Source organism: Polaribacter sp. (assembly GCF_049276715.1).
Taxonomy (GTDB): domain Bacteria; phylum Bacteroidota; class Bacteroidia; order Flavobacteriales; family Flavobacteriaceae; genus Polaribacter.
In genome coordinates this window covers 1-18,986 of sequence record NZ_JBASWY010000046.1, presented here as the reverse complement: position 1 = coordinate 18,986, position 18,986 = coordinate 1, and the positions used below count along the sequence as shown (strand labels likewise).

At 29.0% G+C, this 18,986-nt stretch carries 22 protein-coding genes; 5 read left to right on the top strand and 17 right to left on the bottom strand.

Translation table 11 applies throughout. The annotated features are described in order from the left end of the window. Positions 1–4 precede the first annotated feature (4 nt). The 15 genes from WAO74_RS12380 to trxA all read right to left on the bottom strand — a co-directional run bounded on the left by WAO74_RS12380 (position 5) and on the right by trxA (position 11,195). Positions 5–505, bottom strand: coding sequence for a F0F1 ATP synthase subunit B (locus WAO74_RS12380; RefSeq protein WP_422162567.1), 501 nt, complete (start codon positions 503–505; stop codon positions 5–7). 97 nt (positions 506–602) lie between these two features. Further along, positions 603–791: an ATP synthase F0 subunit C gene (gene atpE / locus WAO74_RS12375; protein WP_013993139.1), complete on the bottom strand. Its 189-nt coding sequence runs from the start codon at positions 789–791 to the stop codon at positions 603–605. Between the two features lie 36 nt (positions 792–827). Further along, a complete protein-coding gene (atpB, locus tag WAO74_RS12370; RefSeq protein WP_422162565.1) occupies positions 828–1,964 on the bottom strand; it encodes a F0F1 ATP synthase subunit A in 1,137 nt (378 codons plus the stop codon). Between the two features lie 81 nt (positions 1,965–2,045). Continuing rightward, positions 2,046–2,435 carry a DUF6168 family protein gene (locus WAO74_RS12365; protein WP_422162564.1) on the bottom strand — a complete coding sequence of 130 codons (390 nt, stop codon included), beginning with the start codon at positions 2,433–2,435 and terminating at the stop codon, positions 2,046–2,048. Further along, positions 2,428–2,604 carry an AtpZ/AtpI family protein gene (locus WAO74_RS12360; protein WP_422162692.1) on the bottom strand — a complete coding sequence of 59 codons (177 nt, stop codon included), beginning with the start codon at positions 2,602–2,604 and terminating at the stop codon, positions 2,428–2,430. The genes WAO74_RS12365 and WAO74_RS12360 overlap by 8 nt, the downstream gene beginning before the upstream one ends. Before the next feature lie 4 nt (positions 2,605–2,608). Beyond that, on the bottom strand, positions 2,609–3,010 hold the full coding sequence (locus WAO74_RS12355; RefSeq protein WP_422162562.1) for a bactofilin family protein: 402 nt from the start codon (positions 3,008–3,010) through the stop codon (positions 2,609–2,611). Between the two features lie 9 nt (positions 3,011–3,019). Beyond that, entirely contained in the window at positions 3,020–5,233 is a 2,214-nt protein-coding gene (locus tag WAO74_RS12350; protein WP_422162560.1) for a tetratricopeptide repeat protein, read from the bottom strand. Positions 5,234–5,333: 100 nt separating this feature from the next. Further along, on the bottom strand, positions 5,334–6,029 hold the full coding sequence (locus tag WAO74_RS12345; RefSeq protein WP_422162558.1) for an ABC transporter ATP-binding protein: 696 nt from the start codon (positions 6,027–6,029) through the stop codon (positions 5,334–5,336). Positions 6,030–6,051: 22 nt separating this feature from the next. Beyond that, the gene (locus WAO74_RS12340; RefSeq protein WP_422162556.1) at positions 6,052–7,518 is read right to left on the bottom strand and encodes a DUF5687 family protein; all 1,467 of its coding nucleotides are present in this window, start codon (positions 7,516–7,518) and stop codon (positions 6,052–6,054) included. A 48-nt stretch (positions 7,519–7,566) separates the two neighbouring features. Next, on the bottom strand, positions 7,567–8,274 hold the full coding sequence (locus tag WAO74_RS12335; protein WP_422162554.1) for a hypothetical protein: 708 nt from the start codon (positions 8,272–8,274) through the stop codon (positions 7,567–7,569). Between the two features lie 12 nt (positions 8,275–8,286). Continuing rightward, complete coding sequence (locus tag WAO74_RS12330) at positions 8,287–8,985, bottom strand: hypothetical protein (protein ID WP_422162552.1); 699 nt, start codon at positions 8,983–8,985, stop codon at positions 8,287–8,289. After that, the gene (locus WAO74_RS12325; RefSeq protein ID WP_422162550.1) at positions 8,982–9,638 is read right to left on the bottom strand and encodes a hypothetical protein; all 657 of its coding nucleotides are present in this window, start codon (positions 9,636–9,638) and stop codon (positions 8,982–8,984) included. Before WAO74_RS12325 ends, WAO74_RS12330 begins: the two co-directional genes overlap by 4 nt. A gap of 3 nt (positions 9,639–9,641) precedes the next feature. Continuing rightward, complete coding sequence (locus WAO74_RS12320; protein WP_422162548.1) at positions 9,642–10,304, bottom strand: hypothetical protein; 663 nt, start codon at positions 10,302–10,304, stop codon at positions 9,642–9,644. Positions 10,305–10,315: 11 nt separating this feature from the next. Beyond that, the gene (locus WAO74_RS12315) at positions 10,316–10,654 is read right to left on the bottom strand and encodes a PadR family transcriptional regulator (protein ID WP_422162546.1); all 339 of its coding nucleotides are present in this window, start codon (positions 10,652–10,654) and stop codon (positions 10,316–10,318) included. Between the two features lie 181 nt (positions 10,655–10,835). Further along, positions 10,836–11,195: a thioredoxin gene (gene trxA / locus WAO74_RS12310; protein WP_422162545.1), complete on the bottom strand. Its 360-nt coding sequence runs from the start codon at positions 11,193–11,195 to the stop codon at positions 10,836–10,838. A 225-nt stretch (positions 11,196–11,420) separates the two neighbouring features. Between trxA and WAO74_RS12305 the strand changes: the two genes are divergently transcribed. After that, positions 11,421–13,499: a M13 family metallopeptidase gene (locus WAO74_RS12305; RefSeq protein ID WP_422162543.1), complete on the top strand. Its 2,079-nt coding sequence runs from the start codon at positions 11,421–11,423 to the stop codon at positions 13,497–13,499. 97 nt (positions 13,500–13,596) lie between these two features. Here the strand turns inward: WAO74_RS12305 and WAO74_RS12300 are convergent, their stop codons facing one another. Beyond that, the gene (locus tag WAO74_RS12300) at positions 13,597–15,255 is read right to left on the bottom strand and encodes a glycosyl hydrolase 53 family protein (RefSeq protein WP_422162541.1); all 1,659 of its coding nucleotides are present in this window, start codon (positions 15,253–15,255) and stop codon (positions 13,597–13,599) included. Positions 15,256–15,555: 300 nt separating this feature from the next. On the opposite strand from WAO74_RS12300, the gene WAO74_RS12295 reads away from it, so the two are divergent. The 4 genes from WAO74_RS12295 to WAO74_RS12280 all read left to right on the top strand — a co-directional run bounded on the left by WAO74_RS12295 (position 15,556) and on the right by WAO74_RS12280 (position 18,525). Then, a complete protein-coding gene (locus WAO74_RS12295) occupies positions 15,556–16,824 on the top strand; it encodes a phage integrase SAM-like domain-containing protein (RefSeq protein ID WP_422162540.1) in 1,269 nt (422 codons plus the stop codon). Between the two features lie 14 nt (positions 16,825–16,838). Beyond that, positions 16,839–17,345 carry a hypothetical protein gene (locus tag WAO74_RS12290; protein WP_422162538.1) on the top strand — a complete coding sequence of 169 codons (507 nt, stop codon included), beginning with the start codon at positions 16,839–16,841 and terminating at the stop codon, positions 17,343–17,345. 90 nt (positions 17,346–17,435) lie between these two features. After that, positions 17,436–17,747 (top strand): helix-turn-helix domain-containing protein, encoded by a 312-nt coding sequence (locus WAO74_RS12285; protein WP_422162536.1) that lies wholly within the window; start codon positions 17,436–17,438, stop codon positions 17,745–17,747. Between the two features lie 253 nt (positions 17,748–18,000). Further along, entirely contained in the window at positions 18,001–18,525 is a 525-nt protein-coding gene (locus WAO74_RS12280) for a DUF3987 domain-containing protein (RefSeq protein WP_422162691.1), read from the top strand. Between the two features lie 210 nt (positions 18,526–18,735). Here the strand turns inward: WAO74_RS12280 and WAO74_RS12275 are convergent. After that, positions 18,736–18,986: DUF7222 domain-containing protein (locus WAO74_RS12275; RefSeq protein WP_422162534.1), on the bottom strand; the 251-nt coding region annotated here is incomplete at its 5' end.

The following is an 18,986-nucleotide window of genomic DNA, read 5'->3' as shown; positions in this document are numbered from 1 at the left end:
TTGCTTAATTTAAAGTAACCTCTTTTAAAATTCCTTCAACTAATTTAAGTTGATCTTCTTTATTAGATAATTCTTTTTTAATTACAGATTCTGCGATACTAATAGATAATTCTGCAACATTCTTTTTTAATTCTGCGATAGCTGCTTGCTTTTCTTGTTGAATGGAAGCTTGCGCTTTTTCTATTAAATTTGCAGTAACTTCTTTCGCTTCTTCTTTAGCCTCTGCTATAATATTTGCACTTATATGTCTCGCATCTTTCATTAAAGCATCTCTCTCTGCCCTTGCTTCTTTTATTAATTTTGCATTATCTGACTGTAAATTTTGCATTTCTTTACGTGCGTTTTCTGCTGCTGCCAATGCGTCTTTAATTCCAGATTCCCTTTCTTCCAAAGAATTTAAAATAGGTTTCCATGCAAATTTTACCATTAATCCTATTAATGCCAACAATAATATTGTTGATACTACAAATAACCCTGGTGAAAAATCGTTTAATAAAGTTTCCATCTTATAAACTAATTATATATTTTATTATTGATGTTTAATTTAAAAACACATTCTGCAACCAACCGTTACAGAATTGTGCTTTTTGTTTTTGTTTGGATTATTTTCCTAAGAATAATGCACCAAATGCTAAACCTTCTAATAATGCAGCGATAATAATCATTGCTGTTTGAATTTTTCCAGTTGCTTCTGGCTGACGAGCAATACCTTCCATTGCTTTTCCACCAATTTGACCTAATCCAATTCCTGCTCCGATTACGATTAATCCTGCTCCAATTAAATTGTACATAATAAATGTATTTATATTAAATTAAACAAATTTGTATTAATGAGCCTCAGCATGATCTTCTACTGCCATACCAATAAATAATGCTGAAAGCATTGTAAAGATATAAGCTTGTAAGAAAGCGACTAAAACCTCAATTAATGTTATAAAAAATGATAATACTAAAGACAATCCTGTTGCACCAACAACCCCTAAAGATTCTTTAAGTGTAAACATAATTGCAATTAAGCTCATTACCACAATGTGACCTGCTGATATGTTTGCGAACAAACGAACTAATAATGAAAATGGTTTAATTAATAAAGCACCAGCTAATTCTATAACTGCTAAAACTGGACGAATTAAAACAGGAACTCCTGGCATCCACAACATGTGCATCCAATACCCTTTTGTTCCACTAACACTGTAAATTACTAATGTAAAGATTGCCAAACAAGCTGTAACAGCCAATTGACCTGTAACATTAAATCCTAAAGGGGTTAAACCTGATAAATTTAAAACCCAGATAAAGAAAAATACAGTTAATAAATATCCTGTAAATCTTCTGTAATGTTTTTCACCAATATTTGGTCTTGCAATTTCATCACGAACATAAATTACTAAAGGCTCTAAAACTCTTGCAAAACCAGTTGGAATTTGTTTTGTTTTGTATTGTTTTGCCAATCTTGAAAACCAGAATAATAGTAAAAATCCTATTAACAAAACTCCAACTACACTTTTAGTAATAGAGAAATCTAAAATTTTGTGTGCATTTGTTGCATGATGAGTTTCATCAAACGAAACTGTTGCAGCGCCTTTGTCTAACTCTAATATCTTGCTATGAACCTTGGCAAATTTTAATCCTTTCTTTTCAACAATTACATGTCCATCATCATTATGATGAAATTCTGATGACATAAAAGTTACTAAGCCTTCACTTGTCCAAAGAATTATAGGTAAAGGAAAACCAATATGTATTCTTTCACCTGCATCATTTGTGTAAGAATATAAAGAAAAATCGTGAGAATCTTTAATGTGATGAAGAATATAAGCCTCTACTTCTTCTTTCGTATTTACACGCCCTCCATCATTTTGGTTATCGTGTTTTTTGTCTGTACCAGAAGCAAAACTTGTAGCCGTAAAAAAGGCTATTGTTGCTATTGTAAGAAATTTGATTGTTTTTTGTGCAATCTTCATTGTTAAAATACGCTTTCTAAATTCGGCGCAAAGGTAAGTAATAATTCAAAACTACAAACCCTTTTTTAAGGTATTTATTCTTTATTGTTTTTTTGTTAAAATTCTAGCAATAAAAAAGGCCTCTGTTAATAAGAATATTATAGCAGGAATTAGCAAAGAAATTCTTACACTAAAAGCCATGTTTTCTTCGGTAAATATGGATTTATAAAAGATTGCAGTAAATAGTATGATTTTTAAAACCAAGGTTGCTAAGTATATAAAACCAAGTTGTTGAAAAATTTTATCAACAGAAGAAAATAGCCTAAAATTTATACAAATTAGCATCGAAAAACCTAAGTGAAAAAGGTATATTTTTTGAAGAGAAAATGGCAGATAAATCTCGTTTTTTTGTAAAATTATAAGGTGTAAATTATAGCCAACAGCATATAAAATAAAAAATACTAAACTATAGATTAGAATACTCTTAATCATTAATTTTATTTGCTTGTTTTATTAAAGAGTACATTGCTAAAAAGATGGCCAACAACGTAATTGTTTCTGTTAAAAAACTGGTTTCAAAGACCTTGTCTAACCATTCACCCAATAAAAACCCAAGATAGATGGTTAACCCCATTTGCAAACCAGCTCCAGAAAGTTGAATGGCTTTATTTAAAGGTTTTTTTGATTGCTTTTTGATGGCTTATTTGTTTTTGTTCTAATTTTTTTTCGTCCTTAACTTTTGGATCTTTTTTTACAATTCTCATTTCGCAAGATGCATTAAAATCTGCTCCTGGTTCAATAGAAAGTTTTCCTGTAATTACTTCTCCAGAAATAGAGGCTATTCCTTTTACTATTAGTGTTTTCTCTACTTGTAATTTACCTGATATTTTACCCTCTATATCCGCATTTAGTGCTTCCACATCTCCTTTCACTGAGCCATCTACACCTATAATAACTCTTCCTTTTGTTTTTAAAGTGCCTTCTAAAACACCATCTATTCTAAAATCTCCTTCAGAAATAATATCGCCTATTATTTTGGTGTTTTTTCCAATTACATTTCTTTCCATAATGCTAGCCTACTTTATTAGTTTGTCTAAAATAACCTTTGCTTTTTTGCCTTCATCTGTATTACCATAGCTAACAATTACAAATTCTAGCGCAGTTTTATAAGCTTCTACATTTTTAGACTTTCCAATTGCATACGCTTTTAATAATTCGAACTTTGGTAATAATTCAGAATTTGGAATGGTAATAATAAATATTTCTATTTTATTAATCACCTCGTCAAATTTGTCTTCTTTGTACAGATAATACATTTGTTTGTAGTTGTCTTCAATCTCATTTACAGCAATTTCTTCCTCAACCATTTCATCAGGATTTAAAATTATCTGCGCAAATTTTGTGTCTGGATACTGAGTTAGAATTACATTTTTATGTATTTCTGCTTTATCAACATTTTCTGAATCTTTATAAATTTGATACAAATGCCAGTTGATAGGTAAAATTAATTCTTCTTTTGGGTTTAAAGAAGCTACTCTTTCTAACCTTATTTTTGCTAAATTTTGATTTTTAAACTGTTCTTTATAAATTAATCCTAATTCGTATAGGGCCTGATTTCTGTCTGTTTTTAAACTATCTATAATTTCTAGATCTGTAGGAATGGAGCTAATATATGTGTCTAAATCGTATTTTGAATTCACTTTATCAACTTGCACATCATCTTTTTGAGCACCACCAATTGTTGCTTTTTCAGACCATCTCCAATTATCTTCTAATTTTCTTGTTCCCCAAATTTTTCTGAATTCCGTTTTTCCAAAACTTAAAGATTGGTTATTGTAAAAATACCAACTTCCTTTGTTTGCAGATTGCAAACCACTACCAGAATTGCCAAAAGCCATTTGGTTTAGTCTTAATTGCGCATTTTCTTCATCTGCTTTTTTTAATTTTGCAATGTAATCTTCAAAGAATATTTTTTGTTCTTCTTTTGGTAAAGAAGCAATTCTTACAATGCTATCATTTGTGGCTACAACTTCTTCGAATTTAATTAATGATGCTAAGTTTTTATGTTTCCTTCTAATTCGTCTAATCCTTAGATCGATACTGTCTTTAGAAATTTGCAAAACACTATCATAATAAGCACTTGCTTTTTGGTATACTGCGTCTTTAAAATACAAATTACCTAAATTTTCATAGGTATATGTTTTTTGTTTATCACCTCCATTTTTAGCCCGTAAAGAATTGTTATAGTTTTCGATGGCTAATTGAATGCTATCTTGATTTTGATTTAAAACTGCTGTTTGATAATATAATTCATCTAAATAAGGTCTGTTGTCTCTGTTTTTTATCAGTTTTTGTAATTTTTCTAATAACACAACTGATGTGGAATCGTTTGGAGAATTTCGAGCCAATTCTATATTTGCATGAATTTTATATTTGTAGGGTGCTTTTTTAAAGTTTACTAATCTTGTAAAAACTTGATTTGCAGAATCCTTTTTATTTTCATCACTAAATATTTGTCCTAAAATAAAAAGGTTTCTAGCTCCTTGATCTACGTTTTCTAAAGTTCTAGTAGCTAACTGTAAATTCTGTTTTGCTTTTTGCATAGTATCACTCCTAACATAGGCCATTGCTAAAGTTGTATATGCTTGTTCTTTTATTTTGTTTGGTAAATCTGCCTCTAAAGTATCTCTAATTATTAGTAAGAGTTTCATAGCTTCTATGGCCAATTCTTTATTGTCCATCCTTATATTCGCTTTGGCTCTCCAGATTTTAGTTTCTGCAATTAAGTTTGCATTCGGGTAATTTGCAATTACGTAATTTAAAGCCTCTACTGCTGGTACAAAACGTTGTGAATAATATCTAGATTTTCCTAGCAATAAATAAGCGTCGTCTATTTGCCTGTTTCGTTCCAAACCATTAATATTCATTCCATGCATTTGTATGGCTTTTACCGCTTTTTCTTCTGCTTTTTCGAAAGTGGTTGTTTCCTTTTTTTCATCATTATTATCGCCATTAAAACCTGCTCCTGGACCATTAAAGGTTGGAGCCACAATTTTATCTTCTTCAAATTCTATAGGTTCTATTGGCAAACGATTAAACCAATCGTCTTTGTATTTATTGTTTATTTCTTCAATACCTTTGTTAAAAGCTTCTTTACCATTAAACAAAACATTGTATTTTGTTGTTAATGCCTGATAATTTCTGCTAACAATAGTGTCTTTTTTTGTACCACAAGCATATAAGAGGACAAAAATTATAAACGTAACAAATATTTTTTGGGTGTTTTTCACAAAGGTAAATCTAAATTAAAAACTCTTATTTACAACTAATTTCTAACGAAAATAGTATAAATAAGAGCGTAAAAATAGCAATAAAATAAGAATTGCCTATTTAAACAGCAAAATAGCTTTCTAATTCTTTTAAAGTTTCTGCAGATGTAACAATGTCTTTTACCAAATTTCCTTTTTCTAAAACCACAATTCTTTCGCAAACTTCTGTAACGTGCGTTAAATCGTGACTAGATATTAAAACCGTAATTTCTCTGTTTTCGGTTAATTCTTTAATTATTTTCTTTAACCTTATTTGTGTTGTTGGGTCTAAATTTGCAAAAGGTTCGTCTAAAATAACTACTTGAGGGTTTCCCATCATTGCAGCAACAATGCCTGCTTTTTTCTGATTTCCTTTACTTAAATCTCTTAAATATTTTTTCTTACCTGTAATTTCTCCGTTAAAAAACTCATCAAACTTGCTTAAAAAATTCGCAACGTCTGCTTTGTTCATGCCTCTTAAATCGCCCACAAAATCGAAATATTCTTCTGGGGTTAAATAGCCAATTAAAAAAGACTCGTCTATAAAAGAACCTGTAAATTTTTTCCAATCTTCGCTAGTATTTACTTGAATATTGTGGTTGGTTATAGACCCAGTTGTTGGTCTAATTAAATCTAAAAGTATATTAAATAAAGTGGTTTTACCTGCGCCATTATTACCCACCAAACCAAAACTTTGGCCCTTAGGAATTTCTATGGAATTTACATTTAAAACTTCTGCATTTCCGTATTTTTTTGAAACTTTATCTATTGTAATCATTATCTATTTTTTTAAAATTAAATTAAGCCTCTTTGCCAAAAGCATTAATCATTACGTATTTATCTTTTATGTATTTTTTTTCTATGAAATTCATGGCATAATTCTTTAGTAATAAGCATAAAACTCCAATTGAAGCAACAGCTATATACCCAGAATTACCTCCAACAAATTTATTGAGTAACCAAAAAATTAGCATTGGAAATAACATTAGAGGTATAATTACTATAAACTGAGTAGCACTTGTACCTTGTGTATTACCAAATCCACTTCTATTTAAATCGATTCTTTTTCTATTAAATGAGCCTGCAAAAAGCAAAAACAATGAGTTAAACCCAATATTAAAAATTGCACCACAAGTAATCATCAAGAAAATATCTAATCCAAAATACAAGTAAGGAAAACTTAATAAATATAAAATTGAAGTCATAACCACCATTAAAATCCATTTAGATTCTAAAAATTTACGGTATTTAAAACTTTGGCTCATTAGCATTTTATAATGTGCACTGTCCCAAGCAGGAATAAATTGACCATAATTAAATGTAAAACCTCCTGTTACAAATAAAGAAGCAAACATCAACATGGCTGGCATTTCCTTGTAGGTTTCTTGGGTAAAGAAAATCATCCCATAAAAAAGAAATAAAAAAGACATTAAAAAAACTGTTTTTGTTCTTTTATTTCGCCAAATTAAACGCATGTCATTTTTTATAAAAGGTGCAACATCTCCTAATCTATCTGCAAATGATAAGTCTGCAGATTTTGCTTCTTCTACTTTTTGAGAAACTGCTTGGTCTAAATAAACTTGATTGAGAAGCTGTTTAAAGTTTAAATTATATAATACTCCTAATAAAATTAAGCCCGCTAAAGAATAAATAGGATTTGTATAAATAGAATCAAAGATTTGACCTCCAAAACTAGTTACATCAAAAAAATTAAATTTTTGAAGCGCAATTAAAGACGCTAAAGTTGTTAAAATAACACCAAAAGCAACGTTACTTTTATTAATTAAAAAGTTTAAAAAATTACTCGATTGTATTAAAAGAATAATAAAAAATAACCACCCCAAAACACCTGTTAAATTATAGCCTTCTTTAATTAAAACCACAGAAAAAGGAATGTAAAAAAATAAACCAAAAACATTAAATGCAGAAAATGATGATTTCCCTAAAACATAATGAACCAATTTGGTTTTTTTTATGGGTAAAATTAACATTGGTTTAATATTCATTACAGGTAGTTTTTGCATTAAATACCTTACTACTAAATCACCTAAAAAAGCATATAATAAATAGGCATTTACCATTTGTAAAGGATCTTGATCTGGAAATTCTTTTTTTAGAATATAATAACCACCAACTCCAATTACGAGAAAAGAAACAACAAAATATAAGGCAAAAAATACCATTAATATTTTTATTGCTATTCCTTTTTCCCAATGAGAAGATCTAAAATATTGTTTCCATTCTAATCTTAAAAAATGTGAAATCATATAAAATTTAGTTTAGTTGATTTATAAGTAGTTGGTTTTGGGTTTTTGTTACAAATTTTTAACCATTTTATATTCTGGATACGTTTCTTGCAATAATTCTTCTGCTTTTTGAGGTAAAACGAAATTAGAAACATAGAACAAAATACTTAATAAGGTTAAGGTAAAAGAAATTAAAATTAGCCAATAAATTGATAATCCTGAAAAATCGAATCTAGTTAAATTAACGAAGTTAAATAGGTTCACCATTGCAAAACCTGTATAGCCATTTTTTGTAGTGCCAATCATGGCTTCCAATAAAAAGATTTTTTCATCTGATTTTTCTTTTGCTTTATGTTCTTTTCTAATTTTGTAAACAGCAATCATTTCAAAAATGATTAAAATTAAAAGTGTTCCAAAAAAAATATACTCTGAATAAGGTATCTGAAACATTAAAAAGAATCCTAAAAAGATCCCAATCGTTGTTATTACTTTTGGTATTGTAAACCACTCTTTAGCAAAACGTAAAATGATTTTCCAATAGCGTTTGTTCATTTGTTTTTGTTTGGCTTCAATGACATCCATAAAGCCAAAAATACCGAATTTTTTAAAGGATTTATCTCTGGCTTCTTCAAAAGATAGCTTTGGCATTTCTTCCCAAATTTGCTCAATATCATTGGCTAAATGATCTACCAATTCTGTTTGTACATCATAATGATATACATAATGTTGGCGTGTAAATTTGTAGAGATTATCTATTTGTGGTTCTGTTAGTTTCATCAAAAAATAAAATTAAGAAATTTGATATTCAGGATACGTTTCTTGAAGTAGTTGGTTTGCTTTTTTTGGGATAACAATTAGTGTTATGAACCCTACAATGATTAAAAATGTAATTAAAATAGCTGAAAGTATTTTCGTGAAATTACCCATTGCTAAAAACTCTTGCATATTATCAAAAGGAAAATCCCAAAACCAAATTATCAAAACTAAAATATTTGATATTCCATTAACAAATATTACATTTTCTAGTAACCATTTTTTACCTGTTCTTTTTTGTTTTTCTTTCAATTTTTTTCCATTAACAATCATAAAAACAAGCTGAAATACAAGAACGCTTATAAAAATACTTATGCAGATAGTGTATCCAACTTTAAATTCTTGAAGTTTAAAAAAAGTAAAAAATAAAATAAGGGTAAGTAGAATTTTTGGGAATTGAAACCATTCTTTTACAAATTTGAAAACAAGTTTAATATATGATTTTGTCATTTGCCATTCTTTAGCCTGGACAACATCCATAAAACCAAAAATACCAAATTTTTTAAAAGATTTATCTCTAGCCTCTTCAAAAGTTAAATTTGGAATTTCTTCCCAAATTTGTTCTATATCATTGGCTAAATGATCTACCAATTCTATTTGCACATCATAATATTCTACATAATGTTGGCGCATAAATTGGTATAAATTTTCTATTTGGTTTTCTGTTAGTTTCATAGATTTAGTTCTTTTCTAATTCTTTCTATTTTTTCAATTGATTCTTTAAAAAGTTGATAACCAGAAAATGTAGCTAAAGTAAAGAAGGGTAATAATAAAATTAAAAATATCTTTTGATAAAAAACATCTAAATAGTCTGAGATTAGTAGAGGTAAATTTAGCATAATTAAAGCAAAGCCAAAGTAAAAAATACCATAATCTAAGTGTACAGATTTACCATATTTCTTAAACCATAGTTTTGTTGTAAGGATAAAAAATGGAATAGAAACGATAATATAACCAGAAAAGTTAATTAGCTTAAAAGTTTTAATTGGCAAATAATCAAACAAGAAATAATTAATAACGATACTTAATGCTATTAAAAGTAAAATCAACGGACTTTTTAAATACGTTTTAATATTATCTAAATATTTCTTTCTATAAAATTTATTTACATTTTGCCAACCTTGAGTGTTTGTAGCAGATAATTTATAGAAGTAACCAATTCGTTTTAAAGAATTGTTTAGTTCTTTGTTAAAGTCATCCCTTTTTGAGTTTTGCTCTAAATCTGTTGCAATATGGTCTATCATTTCTAAACGTAAATCCCAATATTTAATGCCTCCAGATTTTAAACGATTATCTATTTGTTGAATTTGGTTTTTAGTTAATTCCATAGTTTATGAAATTTTATAAGTTTTTAGGGCCTCTAAATGTTTTTGATAAAAGATATAATAAATGTAAGTAGAAATTAAAAACGCAAAAGTAAAAGCAATCCAAATTGCATTTGTAGATAAATCATAATTCGATTTTGTAAACAAAAACTTAAACGTAATGATTACACCAAAAGCTAAACTTGCAGTTTGTGTTCTTAATACAAAACTATAGGTGGTTTTTTCTTTGGTTTTCCATTTTTTTATCATCAAAAAAACAAAGAAAAAAGTGGCAAAAACGCCTATTGTTTGTATCAATGGAAAAATTGTATTGATAATATTAATAATAAAAGGAACTTTTAAATATTGAATAAAAATCAAAGGAAAAAAATACGCTGACATGTATAAAAAATAGAACTTCTTAAAAGACTTCTTCGCTTTTTCAATCACCAATTTAGGTGCAGAATAATACAGCCCAAAATAAAAACTTGAGGTTTCTCTTATATGTTTTCTCCACGAATTTGTAACTGCATTAAAAGCAATTTCAAAACTCATATTTTGATTTTTGGTTTTCTCTAAAATATCGGTTACAATATGGTCATACGCTTCTATACGAATATCAACATAAGTAATGTTGTTATTATTTAAAAAACGTTCTATTTTTTGTATTTGATCTTGTGTTAGTTCCATAACTTAAAAATTTACTCCAAACTAAATTTAGGGTTTACCAAATGCTGCATCGTTTTTAAAAACTCTTGCATTTCTTCTAATTTATTGGCAGTTTCTTTGCTACCATTTTCTGTGAGTTTGTAATATTTTCTTAGTCTATTATCAACTTTTGCAACCTCAACATCCAATAAACCATCAGCTTCTAATTTGTGCAAAGCTGGGTACAAAGCACCTTCCGTAATTTGCAATTCGCCTTTGGTAAGTTCTTTTACATGTTGTGTAATTTCATAGCCATACATTTTATCATTGGTTTCTAATAATTTTAAAATGATGGTTTGCAAAGAACCTTTGTATAATTTTTGATTTCCCATGTTTTAATGTGTAATCGTGTAAATGTTTATTTGTTTGTGCTATAAAAATCAAATATATGCATAATTTTATTATGCATAAAAAACTTATGTATCTTTTTTTTGAACTTAAAAAATCCTGAAAATTTTACTTTTCAGGATTTTTTATAAACAGATTCCTGTTTTCACAGGAATGACAAAATTATCATTTTGTCACCTTTAAAACATCTGCAATTATTCTTTCTAATTCTGCTTTTGGCAAAGCTCCATTTGCCATTTGTGGTTCGCCTTCTAATGGACAAAATAACATAGAAGGAATGCTTCTAATGGCAAATGCTGCAGATAATTCTTGCTCTGCTTCTGTGTCTATTTTATAGATGTCTATTTTGTCTTTATACTCTTCTGAAAGTTGTTCTAAAATTGGTGCTAACATTTTGCAAGGTCCACACCAATCTGCATAAAAATCTATTATTGCTGGTTTTTTTCCTTCAAATTTCCATTCCTTATTTTTTTCAAAATTAAATACTTTTTCCAAAAAGGTTTCTTTTGTTAAATTCTCTGTCATTATTATATAAATTTAAGTACCAATTATGTCGTAACTAAACTAAATATCTTACAAGAACCTGCTGTAAACAAAAATATAATGTTAAAAACTGTTAAATAACTGATAATATTACAACTAACTTATAATTTTGAGCTATCATTTAAAATAAAAAGTTAAACTTTGTAACAAGTTACAGAATAAAATAACTAATAATAAATTCAAATAACTTAATCAAAAATATACACAATGAAAACTATCAAAAAAGTATTTTTTTCTGCAGCAGTAGCCACAATTGCTTTTGTGTCTTGTAAAGAGGAAAAACCTACAGAAGAAAAAGTAGCAGGTATTGTATTAGAAAATATGGATACCTCTGTAAAACCAACAGACGATTTCTTTAGACATGTAAACGGAACTTGGTTAGACAAAACAGAAATTCCAGACGATCAAACTTCTTGGGGAGGTTTTAACCAACTACGTAAAAAAACAGATGCTGACGTTTTAACAATTTTAAACCAAGCAATCGAAGAAAGAAATTTTCCAAAAGTAAAAGATGCTGAAGGAAATGAAATAGATTCAGATCAAGAAAAAGCAGTAAATTATTACCAAACAATAATGGATACTGTAGCTAGAAACAACCAAGGTAAAGCACCTGTTATGCCTTATTTAGCAAAGGTTGATGAAATTAAAACCAAAAAAGACATAGAAACTTATATTACTAACATGGCTCCTTATGGAGGTGGTGGTTTTTATGGTTTTGGTGTTTATAACGATTTAAAAAACAGTAGCCAGTATGCAGGTTACATGGGTGGTGGTTCTTTAGGGTTAACCAGAGATTATTATGCAGACGCTGCTGTAAAAGATAAATTAGAAAAATACCAAGAATTTGTAGCAAAAATGTTACAAGAATTTGGTGATGATGAAGCTACTGCAAAAAAGAATGCAGCTACTATTGTTGCTTTCGAAACTAGTTTGGCAAAACCAATGATGACTAAAGAAGAAAGCAGAGACATTAGAAAATTATACAATCCAATGACGGTTGCTGAGTTGCAACAACTAGCACCTGCTATAGATTGGCAAGCACATTTAAACGGAATTGGAGTTGCAGATTTAGAAACAGTTATTGTTACAGATCCTGGATATTTTAAAGCCATGAGCGATATTTTTAACAAAACGTCTGTAGAAGACATAAAATTATTTTTACGTTGGAATACAATCAATAGCTCTTTAGGTTCTTTATCTACGGATTTAGAAACTGCAAATTGGGAATTTTACAGCAAAGAAATGCGTGGAGCTAAAAAACAACGTCCAAGAGATGAAACTGCTTTAGCTAATTTAAATGGTGCAGTTGGTGAAGCTTTAGGAAAACTTTATGTAGAAAAAATGTTTCCACCAGAAGCTAAGAAAAAAGCAAAGGAAATGATTGATAATGTAATGCTTGGTTTCGAAAAAAGAATTGCACAATTGCCATGGATGAGTGCAGAAACTAAAGAAAAAGCACTAGAAAAATTACACAAGTTAACCGTTAAAATAGCGTATCCAGATGTATGGAAAGATTATTCTGAGCTAGAAGTAAAAGGCTTAGAAAATGGTGGTTCTTACTTTGAAAATGCCATTAACGTTACCAAATGGAACTATATTAAAAATATGGAAAAATTAGGAAAAGAAGTAGATAGAACTGAATGGGGTATGAGTCCGCAAACAGTAAACGCTTACTTTAATCCTGTTAATAACGAGATTGTTTTCCCTGCAGCCATTTTACAACCTCCTTTTTATGATTACAGAGCAGATGAAGCTGTAAATTATGGTGGAATTGGAGCTGTTATTGGACATGAAATTTCGCATAGTTTTGATGATTCTGGATCTCGTTTTGATGGTGATGGAAATATGAGAAATTGGTGGACAGATGGAGATTCTGAAGCATTTGCAAAAGCTGGTAAAAAGTTAATAGATCAATATAGCAACATTATTGCTATAGATAGCATGCATTTAAATGGTGAATTTACTTTAGGTGAAAACATTGGAGATTTAGGTGGTGTACAAGCTGCTTACGAAGGTTTACAAATTTTCTTAAACAAAAATGGAAGACCTGAAAAAATTGATGGTTACACTCCAGAACAACGTTTTTTCCTTTCTTGGGGAACAATTTGGAGAACCAAAATGCGTGATGAAGCTCTTAAAAACTTAATTATGACAGATACTCATGCTCCAGGAATGTATAGAGCTTATATGCCTTTAAAAAATGTAGATGCTTTTTATGAAGCTTTTGATGTAAAGCCTGAAGATAAAATGTATTTAAAACCAGAAGATAGAGTTAGAATCTGGTAAGTATTAAAATTTTTTATTCTGATTCTCTTTCTGGGGAATTATATATAAATTGATAAAAAAGCATTCAAGAAATTTCTTGAATGCTTTTTGCTTTATACTATTGTTTAATAAATTTCAACTGTTTTTTATGATTCACTTCTAAAAAGTATATTCCTGTCGAAAGATTTGAAATATCAATAGTGTTTTGAGCATTGATGTTTTTTATCACCTTTAGTAAACTGCCTTTTAAATCATAAATTTTTACAGAATTAATCCTTTCTAAAGAGTTAATTTGTAAGATTTCTGAAGTTGGATTTGGATAAATTTTAAATGCTAATTCTTCAAAATTATTTGTGTTTATATTTAATGTTGATTTATCAATAAAAGCATCCATAGCAATTGATGGGCTTCCATCTTCATCCCAAGCACCTTTCGAATACGATTTCCAATTTTTATGTGCAATTGGTTCCCAATAAAAAACTCCTAAGCCACCAACTTCTTTTGTTTTTTCTATTGCATATAACAAAAACTGATAGGCAATATCTGGACGATTATTCTCTGAACCAACCTCAACCAACATTACATCTTTATTATATCTCGATTTTAAATCGGTCATATTTGCATAGGCATCATCTACTAATTCTTTCCAATCATTAAAACTTGGATATAGTGATAATCCAATAATATCAAAATTTTCAATTGTCAAACCATTGTTGATCAAACCTCCAATATTCCATTTAAACAATTCATTATCATTTCCATTTGATAAATGAATAATCGTTTTTATATTGTTGTTAAAGGTCTTTACAGCATTTGCTCCAGCATTTAAAAATTTTGCATAATTAACAAACCCATTTGTAGATGCTTTTCCTGTTGGCCATAAAAGACCGTCATTTGTTTCGTTTCCTATTTGAATCCATTTTGGTGTAATATTTTCTTGTTGCAAAGCATTTAAAATTGCTGTTGTATGATTGTAAATCGTGGTTTCTAATTCTGAAACAGCCATGTTTACCCAAGCTGCAGGTTTATTTTGTTTTCCTGGATCTGCCCAAGAATCACTGTAATGTATCGTTAGCATAATGTCTAAACCCGCAGATTTTGCTAAAACAGCTTTACGAATCATATCATCAATATCACACCAACCATTTACAGAGGTGTTTTCTGGATTTACCCAAACTCGAAGTCTAACAGCATCTAAATTATATTCTTTTAACAAAGGCATTAATTCTTTCGTTATTCCTGCATTATCTTTCCAAATAAAACCTTGAGATTCCATTTCAGACATCCAACTAATATCTGCTCCTTTGCTAATTATATTGCTACTAAAATTATAATTGCTTGTATTTTGTAGGATGAGTTTAGGTGTGTTCCAATATCCTGCCCAAGCAATCTCATTCCAACCAATTGTGTATAATATTGCTTTTACTTGATAATATTGTCCATTTGGTAAATCTGATGATAATTTATGACTACTACTTATAAAAAAACTTACAGATTTTTGGATGTTAGAACCCGATTGTTGATTTTGTAGCGTTTGTTCAGATACTGTGCTTACATAGTTATTATTGCTGTCTAATATTTCTAAACCAATATAAATATGATTGCTAGTTGTGCCAATTTCACCCGAATATTTATAATCGATTGTTAAGTTTGCACCTAACAAAGCACTAACTTCTAAAGGATTTTGATTAAATGATTCTATTTCTATTGACTGTGATATTGCTCTATTAGAAAGAAATAGAAAAAAAATTAAAGTGAATGTAATTACTTTTTTCATTTTATTGTAAAGTTCCTTTTAATCAAAAACGATTTCTAAAATTACAAACTTTAAATTTGAAACAAAAGTTAAAAAAAATCCATAAACACTTGTTAAAAGCATTTATGGATTTATGTGGTCCCACTTGGACCACATTCACTATACTTCCTTATGTTTATCAAAAGCCACAAACCCCCTTAAACCCACTAAAAAAAGCAAGTGTAAAATATTAGAACCTATTAGAAAATTTTACGAAATTAAAATGTGGGCATATTGTGGGCAAATAACTATCTTTGCATAGTCAATAACTATAAATACAAAATGGCAAATATTACGTTTGGATTAAACATTGGAAAAAAAGAAGTAGAAAATAAAGAGCATTCTATATACATAAGATATAGATATGGACGCAAAGTTGATTTTAAAAAAGCAATAGGCTTTAAAATATTATCAAAACATTGGAATTCAAAAACGCAATCAGTAAAAAATAGAACTGAAATTAAAAATCTTAGAAAAATAAAGGATCTCGTTAAAAATTTAAAAAGACATTTTGAAGATTTTGAGGATGAACTCATTTCAAAAGGCAAACAACCAACTCTAAAAAGAGCTAAAGAAGCTTATCAGAATTTCTTAGAGATTCCAGAAGAAAGCAAAGAGACTTCAAAACCTAATACTTTACTAAAATACTTTGATTTTTTTATAAATAACCGACAAACTGAATTATCTCTTTCAGCTCAGACAATTAAAAGCTATAAACTGACTCAAAAATCGTTAAGAAAATTTAATGATAAGGTTTATAATATTGACTTTGACAATATCGATATGGAATTTTATAACGATTATAAAGAATGGAATGAAGATCAAAACTATTCTATAAATTATATTGGTAAACATTTTAAAAACCTAAAAGCATTATTAAATAATGCAACGGAAAAAGGATTTAATACTAACTTAAAATACCAAAGTAAAAGTTTTAAAGTGTTAAGAGAAAATGTTGAAAATATATATCTTAATCTAGATGAACTAAAAAAAATATACAAGTTTGATTTATCTCTACATCCTAAATTAGAGCAAGCAAGAGATTTATTTTTAATTGGTGCTTACACGGGTTTAAGAGTCTCTGACTTCAACAACCTCAATAAAGAAAATTTATTTGATTTTGAAGGAAGGACTTTTTTAAAATTAGAAACTCGTAAGAATCCTAAAAAGTTAATCATACCACTTCGTCCAGAAGTAAAAACAATCTTAAAAAAATACGGTAATAAACCTCCAACACGAATGCCTGAACAACAAATTAATTATAAAATTAAAGAAGTATGCGAAAATGCTGGAATTGATGGGATAATTAATACTAAAAGAAACATTGGTGGAAAAAAAGTAATAACAAAAAAGTTTAAATTTGATTTAGTCAAAACACACACCGCTAGAAGATCTTTCTGCACTAATGCCTACTTAGAAGGAATGGAAACGTTAGATATTATGCAAATAAGTGGACATACAAGTGAAAAAAACTTTCATAACTACATAAAAGCCAGTGCTTTAGAAAAAGCAGTTAAAATTAGTTCACATCCCTTTTTTCAAGGAGAATAAACAATTTAAAAAGTATGACATTACAACAATTAAAAAAAGAAATAGAATTGGCATTAAATCTTTCTTTAGAAGAACTAAAAGAAACTGACACAAAAGATTTAAGAAATTACAACACGGAATTAAAGTACAACTATAAAGAGTCAGAAGCTTTGATGTTCAAATTTAAAAATTCTAAAAGTATTCCTTATCATATTGAGATGCATAAAATTGATTTAGAAAAGCAAATTGATAGAATTAAAGACATACTAGAAGCGAGAGGAGACGAAGCAAAAAAGACGGTAACAAAAAAGACGAAAATAAATTTCACAATAAATCAAAAGTATCAAATCATAAAAGAAATAGGCTGCATTGAATTAATGATTGAAAAGTTTGATGAAAAGTTACAACATCAAATTTTTAGTGAATTATTTGATTGTCATATTGACACTTCAAGAAAAATTTTTAGCGGAACCTATAAAAAAACCAAAGCCTACAGGTCGCTAGAATTTGAACAACTTTTAAAGAAAATAAAATCTAAATAAATTACGATTTGGCACTCGTTTTGGCACTGCATATAAGTGCCTAAATTCTTCTTTCCCCTTTCTTTGTACCATATTTAAAAACAATTATTTATGATACAATCGACATTAATTCAAATCTCGCCAATCGAATTGGCCAACTTCATTAGTAGCGAAATAAAAATGGAACTCCTAAAGTTCGCTGCAAATCCAAAGGTCAAATATCTAAACTTGACCAACAAACCCCACTTAACTCGAAAAGAAACCGCTAAATTCTTCGACGTAAGCCTCAATTGCATCAATGACTGGTGTAACAGGGGGATCTTGAAGCCTTTCAAGGTTGGACAAAGAACTTATTTTATGAAGAGCCATCTCTTGATTGTATTATTTGGCAAGGAAGATAAACAGGAAAATCAAGACCAATAGTATTGTCTTCTTATTACTAATAAACCTTCGTCAATTTTATATGTATAAAATGACACAAAAAAACAATTTAAAAACCAGAAAACTACAACCACAATAAAAGTAAGTTGACTCTGTCAATTACTAAATGTTATAATTGTATAAAGCGGAAGATAGTATGCAAAAGATACAATTTAGATTATAAAGGCTAGAAATAATTCTAATAATCGACCTATGAACTGCCTAAAACATTTTAAATTATATAAAAATATGATAGATTCACTATCAAAGCTACAATAAGCTAATTCAAGATTTATTTGGCACAACTAATAAAACTCTAAAAACAACAGAAAGCCAAATAGAAATTTACAAAGAATGGCAAAGTGAAAAAGTTAAAGAGTGTCATCAAGACGATCTAGAAACATTAATACAATCAAAGTTGGAAATTTATGTTTGGAGGCTAGCTTTAATTTTAGAGATGATAGAGCAAACATCAACAAACACTTTTAGTAATGATCTATCTGATAAAAGTTTAAATGATGCTATACTATTGGTAGAGTATTTTAGAGAAAATGCTTTACGCGTATACAACAAGTTGTCTTCTACAAATCCACTAGATAACCTTGAGGAAAACAAATTTAGCCTCTACAAAGAATTACCTATGGAATTCAAGAAAAGTGAACAAAGCGAACTGTTTACTAAACACAATGTACGAGGAGGTTCAATTGGTCGATTTTTATGTAAAGACAAATTATTTATTCGAGTAGATACGCAAGGGAATTACAAGAAAAAGTTTAAATAAAAAAGCTTTTTAAAACTAGCCACCTATTTAATTATTCAGATTGAATAGGTGGTTTTTTTATGCACCTTACCAACCTTACCGCTAGCTTACCACTCAATTTACCACTCTAAACCCCTACCAGTGTTGAGGTTTACCCCGATTACCAGGTTTACCACCCCTATAGATAAAAGGATAAAAAATAGAAAGAAGTAATTCTTTCTATTTTCTTTTTTAATTTTCTATAAACGCAATAATTTCGCTTACAAGAGCGCTCCAAGAGAACCAAGCAAGATGATTGAAGTATTGAACCTCATCAGTTGGGCTTGGTTTGTTTTCTAATTTACCACAATCAGATTCGAACTCATCTAGGATTTGTAGAATTTCTAGGTGGTGCTTTTTTGCGAATTTAATTGTGTCATTGTAGTAGATAAAACCTGAAACTGAACCTGAGTTTGCTGAATAATAATCTTGTGGGTGTTTAA

Excerpts from the sequence above, each read along its gene's own strand:
- WAO74_RS12340 (WP_422162556.1), bottom strand. The coding sequence starts at position 7,518 with ATGATTTCACATTTTTTAAGATTAGAATGGAAACAATATTTTAGATCT.
- WAO74_RS12315 (WP_422162546.1), bottom strand. The coding sequence starts at position 10,654 with ATGGGAAATCAAAAATTATACAAAGGTTCTTTGCAAACCATCATTTTA.
- WAO74_RS12290 (WP_422162538.1), top strand. The coding sequence starts at position 16,839 with ATGACATTACAACAATTAAAAAAAGAAATAGAATTGGCATTAAATCTT.
- WAO74_RS12355 (WP_422162562.1), bottom strand. The coding sequence starts at position 3,010 with ATGGAAAGAAATGTAATTGGAAAAAACACCAAAATAATAGGCGATATT.
- WAO74_RS12320 (WP_422162548.1), bottom strand. The coding sequence starts at position 10,304 with ATGGAACTAACACAAGATCAAATACAAAAAATAGAACGTTTTTTAAAT.
- WAO74_RS12365 (WP_422162564.1), bottom strand. The coding sequence starts at position 2,435 with ATGATTAAGAGTATTCTAATCTATAGTTTAGTATTTTTTATTTTATAT.
- trxA (WP_422162545.1), bottom strand. The coding sequence starts at position 11,195 with ATGACAGAGAATTTAACAAAAGAAACCTTTTTGGAAAAAGTATTTAAT.
- WAO74_RS12325 (WP_422162550.1), bottom strand. The coding sequence starts at position 9,638 with ATGGAATTAACTAAAAACCAAATTCAACAAATAGATAATCGTTTAAAA.
- WAO74_RS12335 (WP_422162554.1), bottom strand. The coding sequence starts at position 8,274 with ATGAAACTAACAGAACCACAAATAGATAATCTCTACAAATTTACACGC.
- WAO74_RS12295 (WP_422162540.1), top strand. The coding sequence starts at position 15,556 with ATGGCAAATATTACGTTTGGATTAAACATTGGAAAAAAAGAAGTAGAA.
- WAO74_RS12345 (WP_422162558.1), bottom strand. The coding sequence starts at position 6,029 with ATGATTACAATAGATAAAGTTTCAAAAAAATACGGAAATGCAGAAGTT.
- atpE (WP_013993139.1), bottom strand. The coding sequence starts at position 791 with ATGTACAATTTAATTGGAGCAGGATTAATCGTAATCGGAGCAGGAATT.
- atpB (WP_422162565.1), bottom strand. The coding sequence starts at position 1,964 with ATGAAGATTGCACAAAAAACAATCAAATTTCTTACAATAGCAACAATA.
- WAO74_RS12305 (WP_422162543.1), top strand. The coding sequence starts at position 11,421 with ATGAAAACTATCAAAAAAGTATTTTTTTCTGCAGCAGTAGCCACAATT.
- WAO74_RS12285 (WP_422162536.1), top strand. The coding sequence starts at position 17,436 with ATGATACAATCGACATTAATTCAAATCTCGCCAATCGAATTGGCCAAC.
- WAO74_RS12380 (WP_422162567.1), bottom strand. The coding sequence starts at position 505 with ATGGAAACTTTATTAAACGATTTTTCACCAGGGTTATTTGTAGTATCA.
- WAO74_RS12330 (WP_422162552.1), bottom strand. The coding sequence starts at position 8,985 with ATGAAACTAACAGAAAACCAAATAGAAAATTTATACCAATTTATGCGC.
- WAO74_RS12300 (WP_422162541.1), bottom strand. The coding sequence starts at position 15,255 with ATGAAAAAAGTAATTACATTCACTTTAATTTTTTTTCTATTTCTTTCT.